This is a genomic window from Thermus sp. LT1-2-5 (assembly GCF_040363165.1).
Lineage (GTDB): Bacteria > Deinococcota > Deinococci > Deinococcales > Thermaceae > Thermus.
Map to the genome: position 1 here is coordinate 271,871 of NZ_BSRG01000002.1, position 20,333 is coordinate 292,203.

Genomic DNA, 20,333 nt, shown 5'->3' on the forward strand with positions numbered 1-20,333 from the left:
TCGCCTCCTTCCCGCCCCAGGGGCGGTTTGAAGAGGAATACTATCACATTTGCCCTTCCTCCCCAAGCCCCGTATCCTGAAAAGACGTGAGCCTGACCCTAAAGGCCTACCACCGCCTTACCCCCCTGCCCCGGGAGGGCGGCCTTCTTTACGTGAAACCGGGCGCGCGGGGCTACCGGGACCCGGTCTACGACGCCTTGCAAAAGGCGGTGGCCCCCTTTGGGAAGCGCGCCTTGGACCTGAACCCCGGCGTGGGCTGGGCCAGCCTCCCCCTGGAGGGGAAGATGGAGGTGGAACGGCTGGAAACCTCCCGGGCCGCTTTCCGCTGCCTAGCGGAAAGCGGCCTAAAAGCGCGCCTCGCCCCCCCGTGGGAAGCGGAGGAAGGGGCTTACGACCTGGTGGTCCTGGCCCTACCCGCAGGCCGGGGCACGGCCTACGTGGAGGCCAGCTTGGTGGCGGCCGCCAGGGCCTTGCGCCTTGGAGGAAGGATGTACCTGGCGGGGGACAAGAACAAGGGCTTTGAGCGCTACTTCAAGGAGGCCAAGCAGCTCCTGGGGTACGGGGAGGTGGTGGGGCGGGAAGGCCCTGTGCGGGTAGCCCTCTTGGAGAAGGAGAAGGAGGCCCCACCCCTGCCTCCCCTTTGGCGAAGCTTCCCAGCGCAAATCCTGGGGGAAACCTTCACCTTTTTCCACCTTCCCGGGGTCTTCTCCGCGGGCAAGGTGGACCCCGCTTCCCTGTTGCTCCTGGAAGCCCTGGGCCCAGAGGAGGTGCGGGGCAAGCGGGTGTTGGACCTGGGGGCAGGCTACGGGGCCCTCACCCTGCCCCTGGCCCGATGGGGAGGCAAGGTGACCGCGGTGGAGGACGATCTGGTTTCCGTGCTCTCTTTAGAGCGGAGCCTGGCGGAAAACCACCTCTCGGCCCGGGTCCTGCACTCGGATGTGGACGAGGCCTTGACGGAAGGCGAGGAGTTTGACATCATAGTGACGAACCCCCCCTTTCACGTGGGGGGTGCGGTCATCCTGGATGTGGCCCAGGCGTTCGTGGAAGCGGCGGCGGCCCGGCTAGCGCCGGGCGGTGGGTTTTTCCTGGTGGCTAACCCCTTTCTCAAGTACGAGCCCTTGCTGGAGGAACGTTTCGGCGCCTTCAAAACCCTCTTGGTGAGGGAGTACAAGGTGCTTTACGCAAAAAAGGAGGGAGGACGGCGTTGAAAAAGGCCAAGACCAAGAAGACGAAGGTAGAGGAAATCGAGGCCAAGGACACCCTCACCGCCTTAGAAGCCCTTCCCGAGGCGGAGGCCCCGGCGGAGGACCTCGCCGACCTCCCCGACCCCGACCCTGAGCTCCTGGAAGCCGAGGGGGACCTGGCCCTTTTGGACGAGGGGCTGGACCTGGACGCTGACCTCCTCCTCCCCGAGGCGGAGGGCGAGGAGGTCTTTGAGGAGGCGGAGGAGGAGCTCGCCCTTCCCAAGGTTTCCACCTCCGACCCCGTGCGCCAGTACCTGCACGAGATTGGGCAGGTGCCCCTCCTCACCCTCGAGGAGGAGATCGAGCTGGCCAGGAAGGTGGAGGAGGGGATGGAGGCCATTAAGAAGCTCTCCGAGGCCACGGGGCTGGACCAGGACCTCATCCGGGAGGTGGTGCGGGCCAAGATCCTGGGCACCGCCCGTATCCAGGAAATCCCGGGCCTCAAGGGCAGGCTGGACCCTAAGACGGTGGAGGAGGTGGACCAGAAGCTCAAAAGCCTCCCCAAGGAGCTCAAGCGCTACCTGCACATCGCCCGGGAAGGGGAGGCGGCGCGGCAGCACCTCATCGAGGCCAACCTGCGCCTGGTGGTCTCCATCGCCAAGAAGTACACCGGGCGGGGGCTATCCTTCCTGGACTTGATCCAGGAAGGTAACCAGGGCCTCATCCGGGCGGTGGAGAAGTTTGAGTACAAGCGCCGCTTCAAGTTCTCCACCTACGCCACCTGGTGGATCCGCCAGGCCATCAACCGGGCCATCGCCGACCAGGCCCGGACCATCCGCATCCCGGTCCACATGGTGGAAACCATCAACAAGCTCTCCCGCACCGCAAGGCAGCTACAGCAGGAGCTGGGCCGGGAGCCCACCTACGAGGAGATCGCCGAGGCCATGGGTCCGGGCTGGGACGCCAAGCGGGTGGAGGAAACCCTGAAAATCGCCCAGGAACCCGTGTCCCTGGAAACCCCCATTGGGGACGAGAAGGATAGCTTCTACGGCGACTTCATCCCCGATGAGCACCTCCCCTCCCCCGTGGAGGCGGCGGCGCAAAGCCTCCTCTCCGAGGAGCTGGAAAAGGCCCTCTCCAAGCTCTCCGAGCGGGAGGCCATGGTGCTCAAGCTCCGCAAAGGGCTCATCGACGGCCGGGAGCACACCCTAGAGGAGGTAGGGGCCTTCTTCGGCGTGACCCGGGAACGGATCCGCCAGATTGAGAACAAGGCCCTAAGGAAGCTCAAGTACCACGAGTCCCGTACGCGGAAGCTCCGGGACTTCCTGGACTAAGCCGCTGGCCCCGCCTGGGGCCCTTTTCATGGACGCCACCGGGCTCGCCTTGGGCTTCGGCCTCCTCTCGGCTCTCGCCTGGGGGGCGGGGGACTTCGGGGGCGGGATGGCCGCCAAAACCGCCCGCACCCAGGCCGTGGTCCTCTGGGCCTCCCTCCTGGGAGGGCTCCTCTTCCTGGTTTTGGCCCAAGCCCGCCAGGAACCCTTTCGCCCCCCTGACCTGCCCTTCGCCCTTTTGGGCGGGGCTTTGGGCACCGTGGGCCTCTACAGCCTTTACCGGGCCCTGGCCCAAGGGACCATGAGCCTGGCCGCCCCTGTGGCCGGGGTGGTGGGGGCCGCCCTCCCCGTGGCTTGGGGCCTCTTCCAGGAGGGGTGGCCCGGAACCGGGCCCGCCTTGGGCCTGGGGGTGGGGCTTTGGGGGGTCTGGCTGGCCTCGAGGCCCGAAGGCAACGCCAACCTCCTAGGCCTTCCCTGGGCCCTCCTCGCCGGGCTAGGCTTTGGCGGCTTCTACGTCCTCATGGACCGGGTGGAGGGCCTCCTCTGGCCCGCTGCCTTGGGCAAGCTCACCGCCTTCACCCTGGTCCTCCTCGTCTCCTCCCCGCCCAAGGCCCACCTGCCCAAGGCCGCCCTCCCTTGGGTCCTCCTCGCCGCCTTGGGGGACGCCGGGGGCAACCTCTTCTTCCTCCTCGCCGCCCAAGCGGGGCGGCTGGACGTGGCCGCTTTGGTTTCCTCCTTCTACCCCGCCACCACCGTGGCCTTGGCCTGGCTCCTCTTAGGGGAGCGCCTCGGCCCTGTGCGCACCCTTGGGGTGCTCCTAAGCCTCCTGGCCTTGGGCCTCATCGCCTTGGGCTAAGGAGGGGAAACCGCGCCACCTCCACCAAGTCTTCCCCCTCCTGGTCCTTGACCAAGGCCACCTCCTTGACCCAAAAGGAACGCCGGGGTGGAGGGGGAAGTTGTTCCGCCAAGGCCTTGGCCTCCGCCTCGCCAAGCCCCAAGGCCAGGGTGATGTGGGGCAGGTAGCTTGGGCCCTCGATCTCCTTCAAGGGCGGGGCCAGGGGCTCCAGGGCATGGAAGAGTCGTCGGAAAGGCGTGCCGCCGTAGGCCCGTAGGTAGACCACCCCTTGGGGAAAATAACCCCAAGCGCCAAGCCGCAGGCGAAAGGGAGCGTGCCCCCTCAGAATACCCTCCAAGGCGATCTTCAGGGCCTCCTCTTCATAGGGCCACTCGAAGGGCTGGCGCAGGTTCAGGTGAGGTGGGCCAAACCCCCGCACCCCGTGGCGGGCCTGCAAGCCTTCCAAAAAGGCCTGCAGGTCAGGGGGTGGCCACACCAGCACCCCGTACACGCCGCCAGTATACCCTGCCTCCCCAAAACGGCCTCTCAAGCCTCCTGTACCATGGAGGCGTGAGCCGCACCTACCTCTACCGCGGGCGCATCCTGAACCTAGCCCTGGAAGGGCGCTACGAGATCGTGGAGCACAAACCGGCGGTGGCCGTGATCGCCCTTCAGGAGGGCAAGATGCTCTTCGTGCGGCAGCCGCGCCCCGCCGTGGGCCTCGCCCCCTTGGAGATCCCGGCGGGGCTTATCGAGCCCGGGGAAGACCCCCTGGCGGCAGCCCAAAGGGAGCTCGCCGAGGAAACGGGGCTCACCGGGGACCTCACCTATCTCTTTAGCTTTTACGTCTCCCCAGGCTTCACCGACGAAAAGGCCTTCGTCTTCCTGGCGGAAAACCTGAGGGAAGCCCGGGCCACCCCCGACGAGGAGGAGGACATAGAGGTGGTCTGGCTAGACCCGGAGGAAGCCCTGGCCCTGCACCGTCGGGGCGAGGCGGAGTTTTCCGCCACAGGGCTTGTGGGGGTCCTCTACTACCATGCTTTTCTCCGAGGTCGCTGACGTTCCCAAGGGCGCCAAGGTGGTGGCCGTGGGCTCCTTTGACGGGGTGCATTTGGGCCACCAGTTCCTCCTGCGCCAGGCCCTGGCCGAGGCCAAGGCCCTAAAGGCGCCCCTTCTCGTCTACACCTTTGACCCTCCCACCAAGGTCTTCACCCGGGGGGAAGGCTTCCTCATGGACCTCACGGAGAAGGTGGAGGCCTTGAGGGAGGTGGGGGTGGAACTCATCCTGGCGGTGCCCTTCAACGAGGAGTTCGCCAAGAGGCCGGCGGAGGCCTTTCTGGAAGACTTAAGGGCCCTGGAGGCCCTCCGCATCCACGTGGGGGAAGACTTCCGCTTCGGCCAAGGAAGGGCTGGGGGGGTGGAGGAGCTCGCCCGGGTGGCCCCCACCCGGGTGGTCCCCCTCCTCACCCTGGGGGGGGAAGCGGTGAAGTCCAGCCGCATCCGCGCCCTCCTGCAAGAGGGGAAGGTGGAGGAGGCCCGCCACCTCCTGGGCCGCCCCTACGGGGCCTACGGGGTGGTGGTGGAGGGGGAGAAGCTGGGGCGGAAGCTCGGCTTTCCCACCGCCAACCTAGCGGTACACCCCAAGAAGGTCCTACCCCCCGGGGTGTACGCCGTGGAGGTGGAGGGGGGGTTCGGCCGCTACAAAGGGGTGGCGAACGTGGGTACCCGGCCCACCCTGGGGGGGGAGGAAAGGCGGCTTGAGGTCCACCTCCTGGGCTTCACCGGGGACCTTTATGGGGAAGAGGCCCGGGTGCGCTTCCTAAAGCGCCTTAGGGAGGAAAGGCGCTTTCCTAGCCTCGAGGCCCTCAAGGCCCAGATCGCCCAAGACGTGGCCCTGGCCCGGGCCTACTTCGGGCTTTAGGGACAACCCTCCCGCCAAAACCCTCTAGGCTAAAGGCGTGGACTGCGCCCGTTTGGCGGAGGCCCTAACCGGGGCCAGGGGGCGGCAAGAGGTGTTCCGCCGGACCCTCGCCGTCTTGGAAGAAGCGGGGCTTATCCGCTGCGGCGAAGCCTACTGGGTGGGAGAAGGGCTTACCCTCTTCCAGATGCAAGCCTGCCGCACCAGCTGTTCCTTGGTGGCCCATTCCCGCCGCTTGGCGGAGGAAGCGCTGCAGCGGAGGGAAAAGGTGAAAGAAGGCGCATTTTTAGCCCTACCCGTGCGCCAAGGGGAGAAGGTCTTAGCGGTCTTGGTCTTGAGCCTAGCCCCCGGGAAAAGGGTCCCGGAGGCGCTCCCATCCCTACTCCTCCTCGCCCTGCGCCGCCCTGGGCTAGAGCTGGCAGGCCGCCTTTTAGCCGCACAGGAAGAGGAGCGGCGGAGGGTGGGCCGGGAACTCCACGATGGGGTGGGGAGCCTCCTCACCGCCGCCCTCCTCACCCTCAAGGTGGCGGAGAGGCGGCCGGAAAAGCTTCCCGAGGCTCGAGCCCGGGTAGCGGAGGCCTTAGAAGAGGTCCGGAGGCTATCGCGCGAACTCCGCCTGCCCCTCTTGGACGACCTCGGGCTTAAGGAGGCGCTGCAACGCTACCTGGAGGACTATGGGAAAGGAGGGCTTCAGGTGGAAGCCCGCCTGGAAATCCCTCCCCTTTCCAAGGAAAAGGAGCTGGCCCTTTTCCGCGTGGTCCAAGAAGCCCTGACCAACGTGATGCGCCACGCCCAAGCCCAGCGGGTTCGGGTGGCGCTTTGGCGGGACGGGGACCGGCTTTTTGGCGTGGTGGAGGACGACGGGCGGGGGTTTGACCCTAGCCAGATCTCCCCTTCCGTAGGCCTATTAGGCATGCAGGAGCGGATCCAGGCCCTGGGGGGCACCCTCCTCGTCCAGTCCGCCCCCGGGGAGGGAACCCGGGTGGAGTTCGGGGTACCTCTATGAGGGTGGTTTTGGTGGAGGACCACCACCTGGTGCGCAAGGGGCTGCGCCTCCTGTTGGAGGAGGGAGGGCATGAGGTGACGGCGGAGTTCGCCACCGCCGAGGAGGCCCTGGCCGCTTGGTGGGAAGGGGATGTGGTCTTGCTGGACCTGAACCTGCCAGGCCTAAGCGGCCTGGAAGCCCTTTCTCCTCTAGCCCAAAGGGCCAAGGTCCTGGTGGTTTCCATGCACGACGAGCCCGCCTACGTAGCCCGGGCCTTCGCCCTAGGGGCTAAGGGCTACCTACCCAAAAGCGCCCTGGACCAAGAGCTCTTGGAGGCTTTAGAGCGGTTAGAGCGGGGCCTGCGCTACCTCCATCCTAGCCTCACCGAGGCGCTCTTGGAGGGCTATACCGAGCCCGGGCCCGAGGTCCTCTCGGAGCGGGAACGGGAGGTGGTCACCCTTTTGGCCCACGGGTACACCCTTTCCCAGGCCGCCGAACGCCTAGGGGTTTCGGTGAAAACCGCTTCCACCTACAAGCAACGGGCCCTAAACAAGCTGGGCCTCATGGACACCCCAGACCTGGTCCGCTGGGCCCGGGAGCGGGGACTGGCTTAGCTGGGACGTTTGCCTTAGGACAACCTCTGACAGGTGGGGCGGAAACCTTCCGTCTCGTGAATGAGGTAGCAAACCGTACCCTCAGACCTGGAGGTGAGGCATGGAACTCCTGGGCTGGGTCACGGCAAGCCTATTCCGCCCCCCGGGGGAGGCCCTTCATCGGGAACTTTACGCCGGCACCCTCCAAGACGCTTTGGAGGAACTGGTCGGGCATCCCGTGGCCTTGCCCCAGGTACCCCTCGAGGAGCTACAGGCGGCCTACACCCTTCTCTTTGTTTCCCATCCCGAGGGCCTCCCGGCGCCGCCTTACGCCGGTTACGCCCTGGATGGGGAGCTCTTCGGGCCCTCCTACCACCGCCTCTTAGAGCTTTACCGAGAAGGGGGGCTCGAGGTCCAGGAAACCTGGCGCGAGCTCCCCGACCACCTGGCGGCGCTTGGGGAGGCCATCGCCCTGCTCCACCCCAAACGCCCCGACCTGGCCCGGGTCTTGGTCCAAGGATTCCTGAGCCCTTGGCTTCAGCGCTTCGCCCAAGCGGTAAAGGCCAAGGACCCCACCGGGTTTTACGCCGCCTTGGTGGGGCTGCTTGAGGAGGTAGTGCATGCAAAGACGGGAGTTTCTGAAGCTTAGCGCCCTAGGGGCCGGGGCCTTGGCCCTGAGGGGAAGCGGCCCCGTCAAAGCGGGGAAAGCCCCCTGGTATACCCAAGAGGCGAGGAGCGTCTACCAGATCTGCGAAGGCTGCTTCTGGCGTTGCGGCATCGTGGCCCACGCCGTGGGAAGCCGCGTTTACAAGGTAGAAGGGTACGAGGCAAACCCCAAAAGCCGTGGCCGCCTCTGCCCCCGGGGCCAAGGCATGCCCCAGACCACCTACGACCCCGACCGCCTGAAACGCCCCCTCATCCGGGTGGAAGGCTCAGCCCGGGGGGAGGGAAAGTACCGGGTAGCCAGCTGGGACGAAGCCTTGGATCACGTGGCCCAGAAGATGCTGGCCATCAAGGAACAATATGGACCCGAGGCCATCGCCTTCTTCGGCCACGGCACCGGGGATACCTGGTTCGTGGATTACCTCCCTGCCGCCTGGGGTAGCCCCAACGCCGCCAAACCCTCCGTTTCCCTCTGCACCGCCCCCCGCGAGGTGGCCTCCCAGTGGATTTTCGGCCGACCTATCGGGGGCCACGAACCCGTGGACTGGGAAAACGCCCGCTACATCGTCCTCATCGGCCACCACATCGGCGAGGACACCCACAACACCCAGCTCCAAGACTTTGCCCTGGCCCTAAAGCGGGGGGCCAAGCTGGTGGTGGTGGACCCCCGCTTCTCCACCGCCGCCGCCAAGGCCCACCGCTGGCTTCCCATCAAACCCGGCACCGACACCGCCTTGCTCCTGGCCTGGATCCACGTTCTCATCTACGAGGAGCTTTACGACAAGGCCTACGTGGCCAAGTACACCACGGGCTTTGACGAGCTCAAGGCCCACGTCAAGGACCTCACCCCCGAGTGGGCGGCAACCCACACGGAGATCCCCGCCGAGGTTATCCGGGAAGTGGCCCGGGAGATGGCGGCCCATAAGCCCAAGGCGGTCCTCCCCCCCACCCGGCACAACGTCTGGTACGGGGACGACACCTACCGGGTCATGGCCCTCCTTTACCTGAACGTGCTCCTGGGCAACTACGGGCGCCCGGGGGGCTTCTACATCGCCCAAAGTCCCTACCTGGAAAAGTACCCCACCCCCCCCTTGCCCTTGGAACCCGCGGCAGGGGGGTGCTCAGGACCTGGGGGAGGTGACCACGAGCCAGAAGGCTTCAAGCCCCGGGCCGACAAGGGTAAGTTCTTCGCCAAATCCACGGCTATCCAAGAGCTCATTGAGCCCATGATCACGGGGGAACCCTACCCCATAAAGGGGCTCATCGCCTACGGCATCAACCTCTTCCACTCCATTCCCAACGTGCCCAGGACCAAGGAGGCCCTGAAGCGTCTGGACCTTTACGTGGCCATTGACGTCCTGCCCCAAGAGCACGTGATGTGGGCGGACGTGATCCTACCCGAGGCCACCTACCTGGAGCGCTACGACGACCTGGTGGCCATCGCCCACAAAACCCCCTTCATCCAGCTGCGGGTCCCCGCCCACGAACCCCTCTTCGACACCAAGCCCGGTTGGTGGATCGCCCGAGAACTGGGCTTGCGCCTGGGCCTCGAGGCGTACTTCCCTTGGAAGGACATCGAGGAGTACCTGAACACCCGCCTGCAAAGCATCGGGTTTGACCTGGAAACCCTCAAAGGGATGGGCACCCTGGTGCAGAAGGGGAAGCCCTGGCTGGAGGACTGGGAAAAGGAGGGCCGCCTGCCCTTCGGCACAGCCTCGGGGAAAATAGAGCTTTACTGCCAAGCCTTCAAGCAAGCGGGGCACCCGCCCCTTCCCGTCTTCACGCCCCCCGAGGAACCCCCCCAAGGCTTCTACCGCCTCCTTTACGGCCGTAGCCCCGTCCACACCTTCGCCCGCACCCAGAACAACTGGGTCCTCATGGAAATGGATCCGGAAAACGAGGTGTGGATCCACAAAGAGGAAGCGCGAAAGCTGGGCCTAAAAGACGGGGACTACGTCAAGCTGGTGAACCAAGACGGGGTGGAGGAAGGCCCGGTGCGGGTGAAGGCCACGGAGAGGATCCGCCGGGATTGCGTCTATCTGGTCCACGGCTTCGGCCACAAGGCCCCCCTGATGAAGGTGGCCCACGGCCGGGGCGCCTCCGACACCTACCTCCAGACCCGCTACCGCCTGGACCCCATCTCCGGGGGAGCGGGCCTGCGGGTGAACTTCGTGCGCCTGGAAAAGACCGAGCGCCCCAGGCTACCGGCCCTCACCGCCTTGGCCAAGCGGCCCTTTGACGAAAGGAGGCTGTGATGCCCCGCTACGCCATGGCCATAGACCTAAGCCTCTGCGTGGGCTGCGCCGCCTGCGCGGTGGCCTGCAAGATGGAAAACGAGGTGCCCCCGGGGGTCTTCAACCTCTGGATCCGGGAACGGGAACTGGGCACCTTTCCCGAGCTCAGCGTGGAGTTCCGCCCCGAACAGTGCATGCACTGCGCAAACCCGCCGTGCGTGCCGGTGTGCCCCACAGGGGCTAGCCACACGACGAAAGAGGGCCTGGTGCTGGTGGACGCCAAGAAGTGCATCGCCTGCGGAGCCTGCATAGCCGCCTGCCCCTACGACGCCCGCTACCTCCACCCAGGAGGCTACGTCGGCAAATGCACCTTCTGCGCTCACCGCCTAGCCCAAGGCAGGGTGCCCGCCTGTGTGGAAACCTGCCCCACCCACTGCCGCACCTTCGGCGACCTGGACGATCCGGAAAGCCCGGTTTCCCAGGCCCTGCGGGCGGCGGAACGGGTGGACGTGCTCCGGCCCGAGCAAGGGACAAGGCCCAAGCTCTTTTACCTCAACGCCCCCTCCAAGAAGGGGCTTTCCCGGGAAAGCGAGGTGCGTCATGACTGAGTTTTACGGCCTTCCCAACGCCCAGGAGTTTTGGCACTGGACCAATGCCCTGCACTTTGTCCTGGTGGGGCTGGCGGGAGGCGTGGCCCTCATCGCCTCCCTCTTGCACCTCAAGGAGCACCCGGAGGCCCGCCGCTACACCCTGTGGGCCTTAGGGCTCATCGCCTTGGACCTCTTCGTCCTTTGGGCCGAGTCTCCTGCCCGCTTCCGCTTCACCCACATCTGGCTTTTCCTTTCCTTCCATCCCCAAAGCCCCATCTGGTGGGGGGCCTGGGGGCTGGCCTTGGCCTTCCTCTGTGGGGGGCTTCTCTACCTGGGGAAAGGGCCTAAGAGGATCCTTAGTTGGGCGCTCCTCCCCTTCAGCTTGGTGGTCCTTTCCTACCCGGGCCTGGCCCTGGCGGTCAACCTGAACCGTCCCTTGTGGAACGGGCTCATGGCTGGCCTCTTCCCCCTCACCGCCCTGGTGCTGGCCCTGGGCCTGGCGTCCCTTCTGAGAAGTTCCTGGGCCCTTTACCCCTTGCGCCTCCTGGCCGGGGCCTCCCTGCTCCTGGCCCTCCTCTACCCTTTCACCCTCGCCGCGGAGGCCCGGGAGCATTTCCTGGAGGAGGGAGGGGTTCTTTACAACCTTCTCCTCCTCCTGGGGCTCGGCACCTTCGGGCGTGAGGGGTTCGCCCCCTGGGCGGGGCTTCTGGCGGCCGCCGGCCTGCGGGCCCTCCTGGTGGTTGTGGGTCAGTGGCAAGGTCTAGGTCTTTAGGGGAGGAAACCCCTAAGGAAAGGAGGTAAGGGATGAAAGGCATGAAGAAGCTGGCTTGGTTTGGTCTCCTTTTGGCCCTCCCGGTTTTAGCGCAGGCTACCACCACCACCTTTTCCGCCCTCACGGTGCGGGAAGTCGGCAACTTCCTGACCACCTTGCCCCAGGACTTCTACGGCATCCAGCCCGCCGCCGCCAAGCAGATGATGGACACCCTGGACGTCTTCATCCTGGACGTGCGGGAACCCAGTGAGCTGCAGGCGGGCAAGATCCCCGGAGCGGTGAACATCCCCATCCGCGACCTTCCCAAGCGCCTAGGCGAGCTGCCTAAGGGCAAGCCCATCCTCGTCTACTGCGGCATCGGCCACCGGGGTGCCATGGCCTTGGTCTTCCTGAAAGGGCAGGGCTACAACGTGAAGAGCATCCTCGGAGGGTTCAAGGCCTGGAGCGAGGCTAAGCTTCCCGTGGAGAAATGAGGGAGTAGAGCTCGGGGCGGGGCAAAGCCCCGCCCCATCTTTATCGGTCAAAGAAGGTGAGCTTGGGGTACTTGTTGGCCCGGAGCTCGTCCAAACGGCGCACCGGGGTGGTGTAGGGAGCGTTTTCCAGCCACTCCTTGGGCTTTTGCAGGAGCTCTCCCATGGCCTCGGCGAAGGCCTCGAGGGTCTCCTTGCTCTCCGTTTCCGTGGGCTCCACCATGAGGGCCTCCTTGACGATGAGGGGAAAGTACACCGTGGGGGGGTGGAAGCCCAGCTCCAAAAGGCCCTTGGCGAGGTCCAAGGCCCTAAAGCCCGCCGGGGGCTGGGCCACGAACTCGTGCATGCATGGCCCATCGTAGGGCACCCGGTAGCCCTTCTCCTTCAAGAGCTCCTTCAGGTAGCGGGCGTTCAGGACGGAAAGGGCTGCGGCCTTTTTGAGCCCGGGAAGCCCCAGGGTGCGGATGTAGGCCCAGGCCCGCACCAAGGCCAGGAAGTTGCCGTAGAAGCTCTTCACCCGCCCGATGCTCTTGGGCCGGTCAACGTCCAGGTAAAAGCCCTCCTCCCCCCGCGCCACCAAGGGCACGGGCAGGTAGGGGGCCAGGTGCGCCTTCACCCCCACGGGCCCCGAACCGGGCCCACCTCCCCCGTGGGGCACGGTGAAGGTTTTGTGCAGGTTGAGGTGGACCACATCAAAGCCCATGTCCCCGGGCCGGGCCCAGCCCAGGATGGCGTTGAGGTTGGCCCCGTCGTAGTAAAGCTGCACCCCCGCCTCCTTGGCCAGACGGGAGATCTCCAGGATGCGCCGCTCAAAAAGGCCCAAGGTGTTGGGGTTGGTGAGCATGATGGCGGCCACATGGGGGCCAAGCTCCCGCTTGAGGGCCTCGAGGTCCACCTCCCCGTCGGGCCCCGAGGGGACCTCCTTCACCTGGTAGCCCGCCATGCTGGCGGTGGCGGGGTTGGAGCCGTGGGCGGAGTCCGGCACCAAAACGAGCCGGCGCGTCTTCCCCTCCCCCCGGTCCTCGTGGTAGGCGCGGATGACCAATATCCCCGTGAGCTCCCCGTGGGCCCCGGCGGCGGGCTGCAAGGTGATGGCGTCCATGCCCGTGAGGGCCTTGAGGTACTCCCCCAGCTCCCACATGAGCGCCAAGGCCCCTTGCGCCGTCTTGGGGTCCTGGTAGGGGTGGAGGTCGGCGAAGAGGCGGGCCGCCTCCTCGTGGAGCTTGGGGTTGTACTTCATGGTGCAAGAGCCCAAGGGGTAGAAGGTGGTGTCCACCCCCACCTGACGGCGGGAAAGCCCGGTGTAATGCCGCACCAGGGTGAGCTCGTCCACCTCGGGAAGCCTAGGGGGCGCTTCCCGCAAGAAGGCCTTGGGGATGAGGTCCTCCGCCCGAGGCACCTCCTTCACCAGCTTCAGGCCCCGCCTCCCTGGGCGGCTCCGTTCAAAGATCAGGGGGTAGCTCACGCCAACACCTCCTCTAGCGCTTTCCGTAAGGCCAAAAGGTCTTCCTCCTGGTGAAGCTCCGTGGCGGCGAAAAGGGCTAGGTTCTCCCCGTACTCCCGGGGCACGGGGGTGGCGGCGTGAAGGCCCCGAGCGGCCAAAGCCGCCCGCACCGCCTCCGGGGCCTTGGGAAGCCTCAGGGCGAACTCGTGGAAGAAGGGCTTTGGGGTGAAGGGCTCCACCCCCGGCACCTCCAGGAGGAGGTCGTGGAGGCGGTGGGCCAGGGCCACGCCCCGAAGGGCCACCTCCCTAAGCCCCTCGGGCCCCAAGGCCGCCAGGTACATGGCCCCCATGAGGGCGGTGAGCTGGGCGTTGGTGGTGATGTTGCTCTTGGCCTTGGCCCGCCTTATGTACTGCTCCCGGGCCTGCAGGGTGAGGATGAAGCCCCGCTTGCCCTCGGCGTCCACGGTCTCGGAAACCAGGCGCCCCGGAAGCTGGCGCACGAAAGCCTTCTTGGTGGCCAAGTAGCCGAAGTGGGGGCCGCCATAACCCATGGGCAGGCCCAGGCTCTGCCCGTCCCCCACGGCGATGTCCGCCCCGTAGGCCCCGGGGGGCTTGAGCACCCCCAAGGAAAGGGGGTCCGCCACCGCCACGAAAAGCGCCCCCGCCCGGTGGGCCGCCTCCGCCAAGGGGGCGAGGTCCTCCAGGGCCCCCAGGTAGTTGGGGTTCTGGCCCACCACCGCCCCCACCGCCTCGGGCACGGGAAGGGAGGGGGTCCGCCCCCCTTCCAGGGGAAGCACCCTAAGCTCCGCCCCCACCGCCTCCAGATAGGCCTTCAGGACCGCCCGGTACTCGGGGTGGACCCCCTGGGAGACCCAAACAACCATCCGCCCCGTTTCCCGAAGGGCCAGCAAGACCCCCTCCGCCAGGGCGGTGGCGCCGTCGTACATGGAGGCGTTGGCCACCTCGAGGCCCGTGAGTTCGGCGATCATGGTCTGGTACTCAAAGGTGGCCTGCAAGACCCCTTGGCTCACCTCGGGTTGGTAAGGGGTATAGGCGGTGAGGAACTCCCCCCGGCTCGCCAGGGCCTGGACCACGGGGGGCACGTGGTGGCTCCTAACCCCCCCGCCCAAAAACGCCTTGGGGGCGGGGAGGTTTTGGGCGGCAAGGCGCCGAAGGGCCTCTAAAACCGCCCACTCCGGGAGCGGCTCAGGCAGGTCTATGGGGGGGTTTAGGATCTCTGCGGGCAGGTGGCGGAAGAGGTCCTCCAGGCTTTCCGCTCCCACCCGTCTGAGCATCTCCTGGATCTCCGCCTCGGTATGGGGCGTGTAGTCCATAGGTCCATCCTTAACCAAAACCCCCGGGCCATTTGACCCGGGGCAACAAAGGGCAAAAGCCCTCCGCCTAAACCCACCTGGGGAAGGCTCGCCCCGCCGAAAGCCATGGCCCTACGCTTCGCTCTCCAAGGCCTCCTGGTAACCCTCGGCGTCCAGGAGGTCATCCAGATCTCCCAGGTCTAGGGGACGGAGGCGGAAGATCCAGCCCTCCCCGTACGGGTCCTGGTTGATGAGCTCCGGGGTCTTCTCCAGGGCCAGGTTCACCTCCACCACCTCCCCGGCCACGGGAGCGTAGATATCGGAGGCGGTCTTCACGCTCTCCACCACCGCCACCGCCTCGCCCTTTTCCACCTTGCGCCCCACCTCGGGGAGCTCCACGTAAACCACGTCTCCCAAGGCGTCTTGGGCGTAGTCGGTGATGCCCACCAGCACCGTGTCCCCCTCGGGCAGGGCCCACTCGTGGGTCTTGGTGTAAAAGCGGTCCTTGGGTATGTCCATAGCGCCTCCTAACCCCCGCTATTTTAGCGGCACAAAGGGCAAGGGGCTAAGGGAAGCCTGTACCCGTCTGCCCCGCACCTCCACGAAGAAGGGACCTTCCGCCCCCTCCTCCACGTAGGCCAAGGCGATGCCCTTCTCGAGAAGGGGGGAGTAGCCCCCGCTGGTCACCCGGCCCACCGGGGCTTCCCCAGAGAGGACCGGGTAGCCTTCCCGGGGGATGCCCGTTTCCAGCACCAGACCCACCACCTTTTCCCGGCAGGGGGAGGCCAGCATGGCCTCCTTGCCAAAGAAGGCCTTCTCCTTCTTCACCACCCAGGCCCAGGGGGTGCAGAGGGGGTTGGTGGCCTCGGTGAGCTCGTGGCCGTAAAGGGGGAAGCCGGCCTCGAGCCTAAGGGTATCCCGGGCCCCAAGGCCCGCCGGCTTCGCCCCCCTTTCCACCAGGGCCACGAACACCGCCTCGGCGTCCTCCGGGGCGAGGAAGATTTCGAAGCCGTCCTCCCCCGTGTACCCCGTGCGGGCGAGAAGGGCGGGACGCCCCGCCACCTGCGCCCGGAACACATCGTTTTTCTTTTTCTGGGAAAGGTCCGCCTCGGTAAGCTCCTGGAGGAGACTTTCCGCCTGTGGGCCCTGGAGGGCGAGGAGGGCCGTCCTTTCGGAGGCATCCTCCAGCTCCACCCGGAAGCCCGCCGCCAGGGCCTCGAGGTGGGCGAAGTCCTTGGCGATGTTGGCGGCGTTCACCACCATGAGGTACTCCGCCTCTCCTAAGCGGTAGAGGTAGATGTCGTCCACCACCCCGCCCCTTTCGTTGGGGAGCATGGAGTACTGGGCCCTTCCCACCTTGAGCCGGGCGGCGTCGTTGGCCGTGGCCCACTGGAGGAAGGCTAACGCCTCCTCCCCCCGGATCCAGAACTCCCCCATGTGGCTCACGTCGAAAAGCCCCGCCCCCTGCCGCACCGCCAGGTGCTCCTCCACGATGGAGGTGTACTGCAGGGGAAGGGCATAGCCGGCAAACTCCACCATGCGCCCGCCCAGGCGCAGGTGGGCCTCGTAAAGGGGGGTCCGCTTCATGGCAAGGCCATGCTACTAAAAAAGCTCCCGCCTTAGGGCCTCGGCGGAGTTGTCCTCCAGGACCTCCTCCCGCTTGGTGGCCCAGGCGGGGAAGGGGAAGCGCACCAAAAGGGGCACGGGGATCTCCGGCTGCTGCAGGATCACCGCCCCCTGGGGCAGGATGAGGGCCCTTTGCCGGAAGGAGGTGGGGAGGAAGCGGTACTCGGGGCGCTCCGCCTCCGCGGCGTCCAGCCGGCCCACCACCCGGATAGCGGCGTTGGCCACCACCCGGCGCTCCACCTCGCTCGCCGTCTGCTCCGCCCCGATGAGGATGACCCCTAAGGAGCGGCCCCGCTCGGCGATGTCTAAAAGCACGTCCTTGATGGGGCCTTCTTCGTCCCGGGGGGCGTACTTGTTGAGCTCGTCCAAGACGATGAAGACCCGGCCCCGGTACTGCCCCCGCTCCTTGCGCTCGAAGACGTCCTTGAGGAGGCTTCCCACCACGAACATCTGCGCCTGGGGGGAGAGCTTGGCCAGGTCCACCACGTGCACCTGCTCCCCCTGAAGGGGGTCCGGGGGGTTGCCGGGGCGGTCGCCCCGGATGAGGTGGGCCACGTTCTCCACGCTGGCCCGAAGCCGCCTGATGAAGGCCTCGAGGGTCCCTCGGGCCTGCCGTGCGGTCCAGCTCCGGTCCCCTTCCCCCTCCCCCGTTTCCGGCCCCAGAAGCTTGTACTCCAAGTAGCGCACCAGCTCGGCAAAGCTCTTCAGGCGCACCTTGCCCAAGGCGTCGAAGGTGATCCCCTCGGGCAGCTCTTCCTTGGCCCAGTCCTCCACCAGGAGGTGGGGACCCTTCTGCCCCTCGGCAAGCCGCCGGAGCTTTTCCGTGAGGTGCTGCACCAAAAAGCCCAGGTTGGTCATAAAGCCCCGGTCGGCGAAGAGGAAGGGCAGAAGCCCCCTTTGGCAGAACTGGACCAGGTCGTAGTGGTAGGCCCGCACCCCCTCCAGCCGGGTCTCCACATCGGGCACGTACCCGTCCTTCTTGGGCGGGGCCAAAAAGGCCACGCTCTGGAAGGGAGTGGCGGGCAGGCCCAGGGCCTGGTAGGCCTGCCTCGCCTCCTCCGTGAGGCGGGCGTTGGGCTTGTCCAGGAAGAAGAGGTCCTCCCCCTTGACGTTGAAAAGGAGCACCTTGGCCTGGTGGGCATCCTTCAGGACCCCGCTTTCCAAGAGGCTTTTGAGGAGAAAGGTGGCGTAGCTGGTCTTGGCCGCCACCCCGCTGATGCCGGAGATGTTCACGTGCCCGCCCTTCACCCCGTTCAAAAACTCCAGGTTCAAATAGGCCACCTCCCCGTTCTTGAGGAGGCCGGCGGGGAGCTTGGTGCTTCCCCTTTGGTTCTTCATGGCCTCGTAGTAAAGGGCGAGCTCCAGGTCCTCCCCCTCCGCCAGGTAAACGGGAGAGCCGGGGTCGGGGGGGAAGAACTCCTCGGGGAGGATCCGGGTCACGCTCACGTGGGCCACGTAGGCCAGGCTCACGGGGATTTGGCCCTGAACGGCGAGGAAGGTGTCCGTATCGTAGGTCTCCCCCTCGTGGACCTTGGCCACGTGGTCCACCATGCCGAAGTAGCGCACCTTCCCCACCTTGGGGTGGAAGCCTTCCACCACCACCAGGTCGTCCAGCCGCAAAAGGCCTTCCCCCTCCACCCCCACCCAGAAGGCCAAGGGGGTGGCCTCCCGGCTTCCCAACACCACGCCGATCCGCTCCATCAACCACCTCCCAGATGCCGGGCCAACAACCTGGCCACCACCTCGCGGCTTCCCATCCTCCGGCCCAGCTCCCTTTCCAAGCCCCCCACGGGGGTGAGGTTCTGGGGCGCCCGGGAGTCCTTGACGGGGTGAGAGGCCAAGGCGGGAAAGAGGCTTAAGGAAAGGGCGGCGAGGGCCTCGTAAGGGCCCTCCATAGGGGTTTCCAGGCGCAAAAGCCCCGCCTCCGGGGGCCTCACCCCTTCCGGGGGCAAGGGCAGGCGCAAATACCAGCTGGCGAGCTCCTGCCCCTTGCGCCGGATGCGGAAAAGGGGGCTTCGCTCCCCGGGGGCAAGCCTGGCCAGGAGGGCCTCCTTTTCCGGGGGCAGGTAGCGGGCCCAGTGGGTTTTGACGTAGCCCACCAGGGGCCCTTCCCGCTTAAGGCGCACGGGGCCATCCACCACCAAAAGCCCTCCGGAAAGCTCCTTAGCCACCTCCGCTTCCAAGGTGGCCCTGGCCCGCCGCAAGCCCTCCTGGAGGGCGTAAATCCCCTCCCCCTCCACGGGGAAGGGCGCATACAGGAGCTCGCCCGCCGGCAGGGGCTCGGAGAGCCCCACCCCCACCCGGCGCACCACGGGGGAAAGAAGCCGCATCCTCCCCTCCTCGTAGACCACCGCCCCCGCGGCCACGCACCCTAAAAGGGCCAACCGCCTCCCCTCGGCCACAAGCCCCTCCGCCCGCTCCTTCCCGTCCAGGAAGTAAAGGGGCTCGGGCCAGGGAAGCGCCTCACCCGTCCTTGGTTCCCAAGGCTCCTCCAGGGGCCAAAACCCCTCGGGTTCCGGCCCCTCGGGCATGAGCTCCTGGGCCTGGGGAAGCTCCAGGGCGTAAAGCCGCCAGGCCATGCCCCTAGATTACCGGGGCAGGGCGGTACGGGAGGTACCTGGGCTCCCAGAAACGGCTTTGCACGAAGGCTAGAAGCTCCTCCAAGGAAAGCCCCTGGATCCGCTCCTCCTCCGCCACCCCCTCCTCCAGGGCCTTGCGCATGACCCGGGCGGCCACGTAGGGGGAGACCTCCCTTAGGTGGCGCACCGGGGGATAAAGGAGTTCAGGGAAACGCTCCCGGGTGAAGTCGTAGAGGGCGTAAGCGGCCTCGAGGACCATCCCGTCCGTCACCTCCCGGGCCCGGGCGAGGACGGCCCCCAGGCCAAGCCCAGGGAAGACGAAGGCGTTGTTCCCCTGGCCCACGGGAATGGTCCGGCCCATGTACCCCACGGGGGGGAAGGGGCTCCCCGCGGCCACCAAGGCCCGCCCCTCCGTCCAGTAGATGAGGTCATCGGGCAGGGCCTCGCTGGCGGAGGTGGGGTTGGAAAGGGGGAAGATCACCGGGCGGGGGGTGTGTTCCAGCATGGCCCGCGCCACCGGCTCGGTGAAGCTCCCCCCCTGCCCGGAAAGGCCCAAGAGCACCGTGGCCCGAGCGTTTTGGATGGTTTCCAAGAGGTTTGGGTACTCGCCCGAGAAGCGCCAGCCCATAAGGCGCTCCCGCCTTTGGGCGAAGGGGCGCTTGTAGGCCTCCATGTTTCGCCCTTCCACCAAAAGCCCCCGGGAATCCAGGACCAGGACCCGGGCCTTGGCCTCCTCCTCGCTTAACCCCTCCCGCTTCATCCCTTCCACAAGGGCCCAGGCCACGCCGATCCCCCCAGCCCCCGCCCCGTAGACCACCACCACCTGGTCCGCCAGCCTTTCCCCCTTAAGGCGGCAGGCGGAGAGGACCCCGGCCAGGGCCACGGCCCCCGTGCCCTGGATGTCGTCGTTGAAGGAAGGCACCACCTTCCGGTAGCGCTCCAGAACGCTAAAAGCTGCCTCCTTGGCGAAGTCCTCCCACTGGATGAGGGCCTTGGGGTAGCGCTGTTTCACCGCCTCCACGAAGCGGTCCAGGAACCGATAGTAGGCCTCGCCCCTTAGGCGCTTGTGCCGCACCCCCAGGTAAAGGGGGTCGTTCAGGAGGTCCTCCCGGTCCGTGCCCACGTCCAGCTCCACGGGCAGGGTCTTGTCGGGCCCCACCCCGCCCACGGCGGTGTAAAGGGTGAGCTTGCCGATGGCGATGGCCATCCCGCCAAAGCCTTGGTCCCCGATGCCCAAGATGGCGGACGAGTCCGTGGCCACGATGAGGCGCACCTCCTCCAGGGGCACGTTCCCCAAGGCCTCCTCCACCCGCTCGATGTTCTTGGTGCTGGCGGTGAAGCCCCGGGGGTAGCGGTAGATGTGGGAAAACTCCCGCACCGCCTCCCCCACGGTGGGGGTGTAGAGGATGGGGAGCATCTCCTCCAGGTGGTCCACCACCAGGGCGTAGAAGAGGACCTCGTTGCGGTCCTGCAGGTGGCGCAGGTAGATGTGCTTCTCCAGGGGGGAGGCGATGAGGCGGTAGCGGCGATAGACCCGTTCCTTCTGCTCCTCTAGGGTGTTCACGTGGGGGGGCAGGAGGCCCTCTAAACCTAGGGCGCGCCTTTCCTCCTCGGTGAAGGCGGTGCCCTTATTGAGGAGGGGAAGCCTTAAGAGCAAAAAGCCCGTGACGTAAGGCTCTAAGTAGCGCTCGCCCTTCTCGTCCCGCTTGACGTCGTAATAGCGGCTAACTGGCATGCCCCTATTTTTTCACCTCGCCCGAGGAAAAAGGCCCCAAGCGGGCGAGGCGGGGGCTCCC

General features: G+C 66.5%; 20 protein-coding genes. 12 read left to right on the forward strand and 8 right to left on the reverse strand.

The window, feature by feature from the left end; translation table 11 throughout:
• Window positions 1–86 precede the first annotated feature (86 nt).
• The 3 genes from ABXG85_RS03405 to ABXG85_RS03415 are packed head-to-tail and all read left to right on the forward strand — an operon-like array spanning window position 87 to window position 3,371.
• Window positions 87–1,208 carry a methyltransferase gene (locus tag ABXG85_RS03405; RefSeq protein ID WP_353512331.1) on the forward strand — a complete coding sequence of 374 codons (1,122 nt, stop codon included), beginning with the start codon at window positions 87–89 and terminating at the stop codon, window positions 1,206–1,208.
• Window positions 1,205–2,518: an RNA polymerase sigma factor RpoD gene (gene rpoD, locus ABXG85_RS03410; protein WP_353512332.1), complete on the forward strand. Its 1,314-nt coding sequence runs from the start codon at window positions 1,205–1,207 to the stop codon at window positions 2,516–2,518. The genes ABXG85_RS03405 and rpoD overlap by 4 nt, the downstream gene beginning before the upstream one ends.
• Window positions 2,519–2,546: 28 nt before the next feature.
• Window positions 2,547–3,371: an EamA family transporter gene (locus ABXG85_RS03415; protein WP_353512333.1), complete on the forward strand. Its 825-nt coding sequence runs from the start codon at window positions 2,547–2,549 to the stop codon at window positions 3,369–3,371.
• On the opposite strand, the gene ABXG85_RS03420 is transcribed toward ABXG85_RS03415, so the two are convergent.
• Window positions 3,355–3,861, reverse strand: coding sequence for a 2'-5' RNA ligase family protein (locus ABXG85_RS03420; protein WP_353512334.1), 507 nt, complete (start codon window positions 3,859–3,861; stop codon window positions 3,355–3,357). The two genes, ABXG85_RS03415 and ABXG85_RS03420, sit on opposite strands and share 17 nt — an antisense overlap.
• 59 nt (window positions 3,862–3,920) lie before the next feature.
• Between ABXG85_RS03420 and ABXG85_RS03425 the strand changes: the two genes are divergently transcribed.
• The 9 genes from ABXG85_RS03425 to ABXG85_RS03465 all read left to right on the forward strand — a co-directional run bounded on the left by ABXG85_RS03425 (window position 3,921) and on the right by ABXG85_RS03465 (window position 11,578).
• Window positions 3,921–4,409 (forward strand): NUDIX hydrolase, encoded by a 489-nt coding sequence (locus ABXG85_RS03425; protein WP_353512335.1) that lies wholly within the window; start codon window positions 3,921–3,923, stop codon window positions 4,407–4,409.
• Window positions 4,387–5,271 carry a riboflavin biosynthesis protein RibF gene (gene ribF / locus ABXG85_RS03430; protein ID WP_353512336.1) on the forward strand — a complete coding sequence of 295 codons (885 nt, stop codon included), beginning with the start codon at window positions 4,387–4,389 and terminating at the stop codon, window positions 5,269–5,271. Before ABXG85_RS03425 ends, ribF begins: the two co-directional genes overlap by 23 nt.
• Before the next feature lie 37 nt (window positions 5,272–5,308).
• Window positions 5,309–6,274, forward strand: coding sequence for a sensor histidine kinase (locus tag ABXG85_RS03435; RefSeq protein WP_353512337.1), 966 nt, complete (start codon window positions 5,309–5,311; stop codon window positions 6,272–6,274).
• The gene (locus tag ABXG85_RS03440) at window positions 6,271–6,867 is read left to right on the forward strand and encodes a response regulator (protein WP_353512338.1); all 597 of its coding nucleotides are present in this window, start codon (window positions 6,271–6,273) and stop codon (window positions 6,865–6,867) included. The genes ABXG85_RS03435 and ABXG85_RS03440 overlap by 4 nt, the downstream gene beginning before the upstream one ends.
• Before the next feature lie 100 nt (window positions 6,868–6,967).
• Window positions 6,968–7,495 carry a TorD/DmsD family molecular chaperone gene (locus tag ABXG85_RS03445; protein WP_353512339.1) on the forward strand — a complete coding sequence of 176 codons (528 nt, stop codon included), beginning with the start codon at window positions 6,968–6,970 and terminating at the stop codon, window positions 7,493–7,495.
• Entirely contained in the window at window positions 7,467–9,764 is a 2,298-nt protein-coding gene (locus tag ABXG85_RS03450; RefSeq protein ID WP_353512340.1) for a molybdopterin-dependent oxidoreductase, read from the forward strand. The genes ABXG85_RS03445 and ABXG85_RS03450 overlap by 29 nt, the downstream gene beginning before the upstream one ends.
• On the forward strand, window positions 9,764–10,351 hold the full coding sequence (locus ABXG85_RS03455; RefSeq protein ID WP_353512341.1) for a 4Fe-4S dicluster domain-containing protein: 588 nt from the start codon (window positions 9,764–9,766) through the stop codon (window positions 10,349–10,351). Before ABXG85_RS03450 ends, ABXG85_RS03455 begins: the two co-directional genes overlap by 1 nt.
• Window positions 10,344–11,105, forward strand: coding sequence for a polysulfide reductase NrfD family protein (locus ABXG85_RS03460; protein WP_353512342.1), 762 nt, complete (start codon window positions 10,344–10,346; stop codon window positions 11,103–11,105). Before ABXG85_RS03455 ends, ABXG85_RS03460 begins: the two co-directional genes overlap by 8 nt.
• Window positions 11,106–11,146: 41 nt before the next feature.
• Window positions 11,147–11,578, forward strand: coding sequence for a rhodanese-like domain-containing protein (locus tag ABXG85_RS03465; RefSeq protein WP_353512343.1), 432 nt, complete (start codon window positions 11,147–11,149; stop codon window positions 11,576–11,578).
• Between the two features lie 40 nt (window positions 11,579–11,618).
• Here ABXG85_RS03465 and gcvPB read toward each other — a convergent pair whose 3' ends face one another.
• The 7 genes from gcvPB to ABXG85_RS03500 form a co-directional block, all read right to left on the reverse strand.
• A complete protein-coding gene (gene gcvPB / locus ABXG85_RS03470; RefSeq protein WP_353512344.1) occupies window positions 11,619–13,040 on the reverse strand; it encodes an aminomethyl-transferring glycine dehydrogenase subunit GcvPB in 1,422 nt (473 codons plus the stop codon).
• A complete protein-coding gene (gcvPA, locus tag ABXG85_RS03475; protein WP_353512345.1) occupies window positions 13,037–14,353 on the reverse strand; it encodes an aminomethyl-transferring glycine dehydrogenase subunit GcvPA in 1,317 nt (438 codons plus the stop codon). The genes gcvPB and gcvPA overlap by 4 nt, the downstream gene beginning before the upstream one ends.
• 111 nt (window positions 14,354–14,464) lie before the next feature.
• Window positions 14,465–14,851 (reverse strand): glycine cleavage system protein GcvH, encoded by a 387-nt coding sequence (gene gcvH, locus ABXG85_RS03480; RefSeq protein WP_353512346.1) that lies wholly within the window; start codon window positions 14,849–14,851, stop codon window positions 14,465–14,467.
• Between the two features lie 18 nt (window positions 14,852–14,869).
• Window positions 14,870–15,919, reverse strand: coding sequence for a glycine cleavage system aminomethyltransferase GcvT (gcvT, locus tag ABXG85_RS03485; RefSeq protein ID WP_353512347.1), 1,050 nt, complete (start codon window positions 15,917–15,919; stop codon window positions 14,870–14,872).
• A 15-nt stretch (window positions 15,920–15,934) separates the two neighbouring features.
• Window positions 15,935–17,659 (reverse strand): ATP-binding protein, encoded by a 1,725-nt coding sequence (locus tag ABXG85_RS03490; protein WP_353512348.1) that lies wholly within the window; start codon window positions 17,657–17,659, stop codon window positions 15,935–15,937.
• Entirely contained in the window at window positions 17,659–18,537 is an 879-nt protein-coding gene (locus ABXG85_RS03495; RefSeq protein WP_353512349.1) for a DNA double-strand break repair nuclease NurA, read from the reverse strand. Before ABXG85_RS03495 ends, ABXG85_RS03490 begins: the two co-directional genes overlap by 1 nt.
• A gap of 4 nt (window positions 18,538–18,541) precedes the next feature.
• Window positions 18,542–20,272 carry an NAD-dependent malic enzyme gene (locus tag ABXG85_RS03500; protein ID WP_353512350.1) on the reverse strand — a complete coding sequence of 577 codons (1,731 nt, stop codon included), beginning with the start codon at window positions 20,270–20,272 and terminating at the stop codon, window positions 18,542–18,544.
• Window positions 20,273–20,333 lie beyond the last annotated feature (61 nt).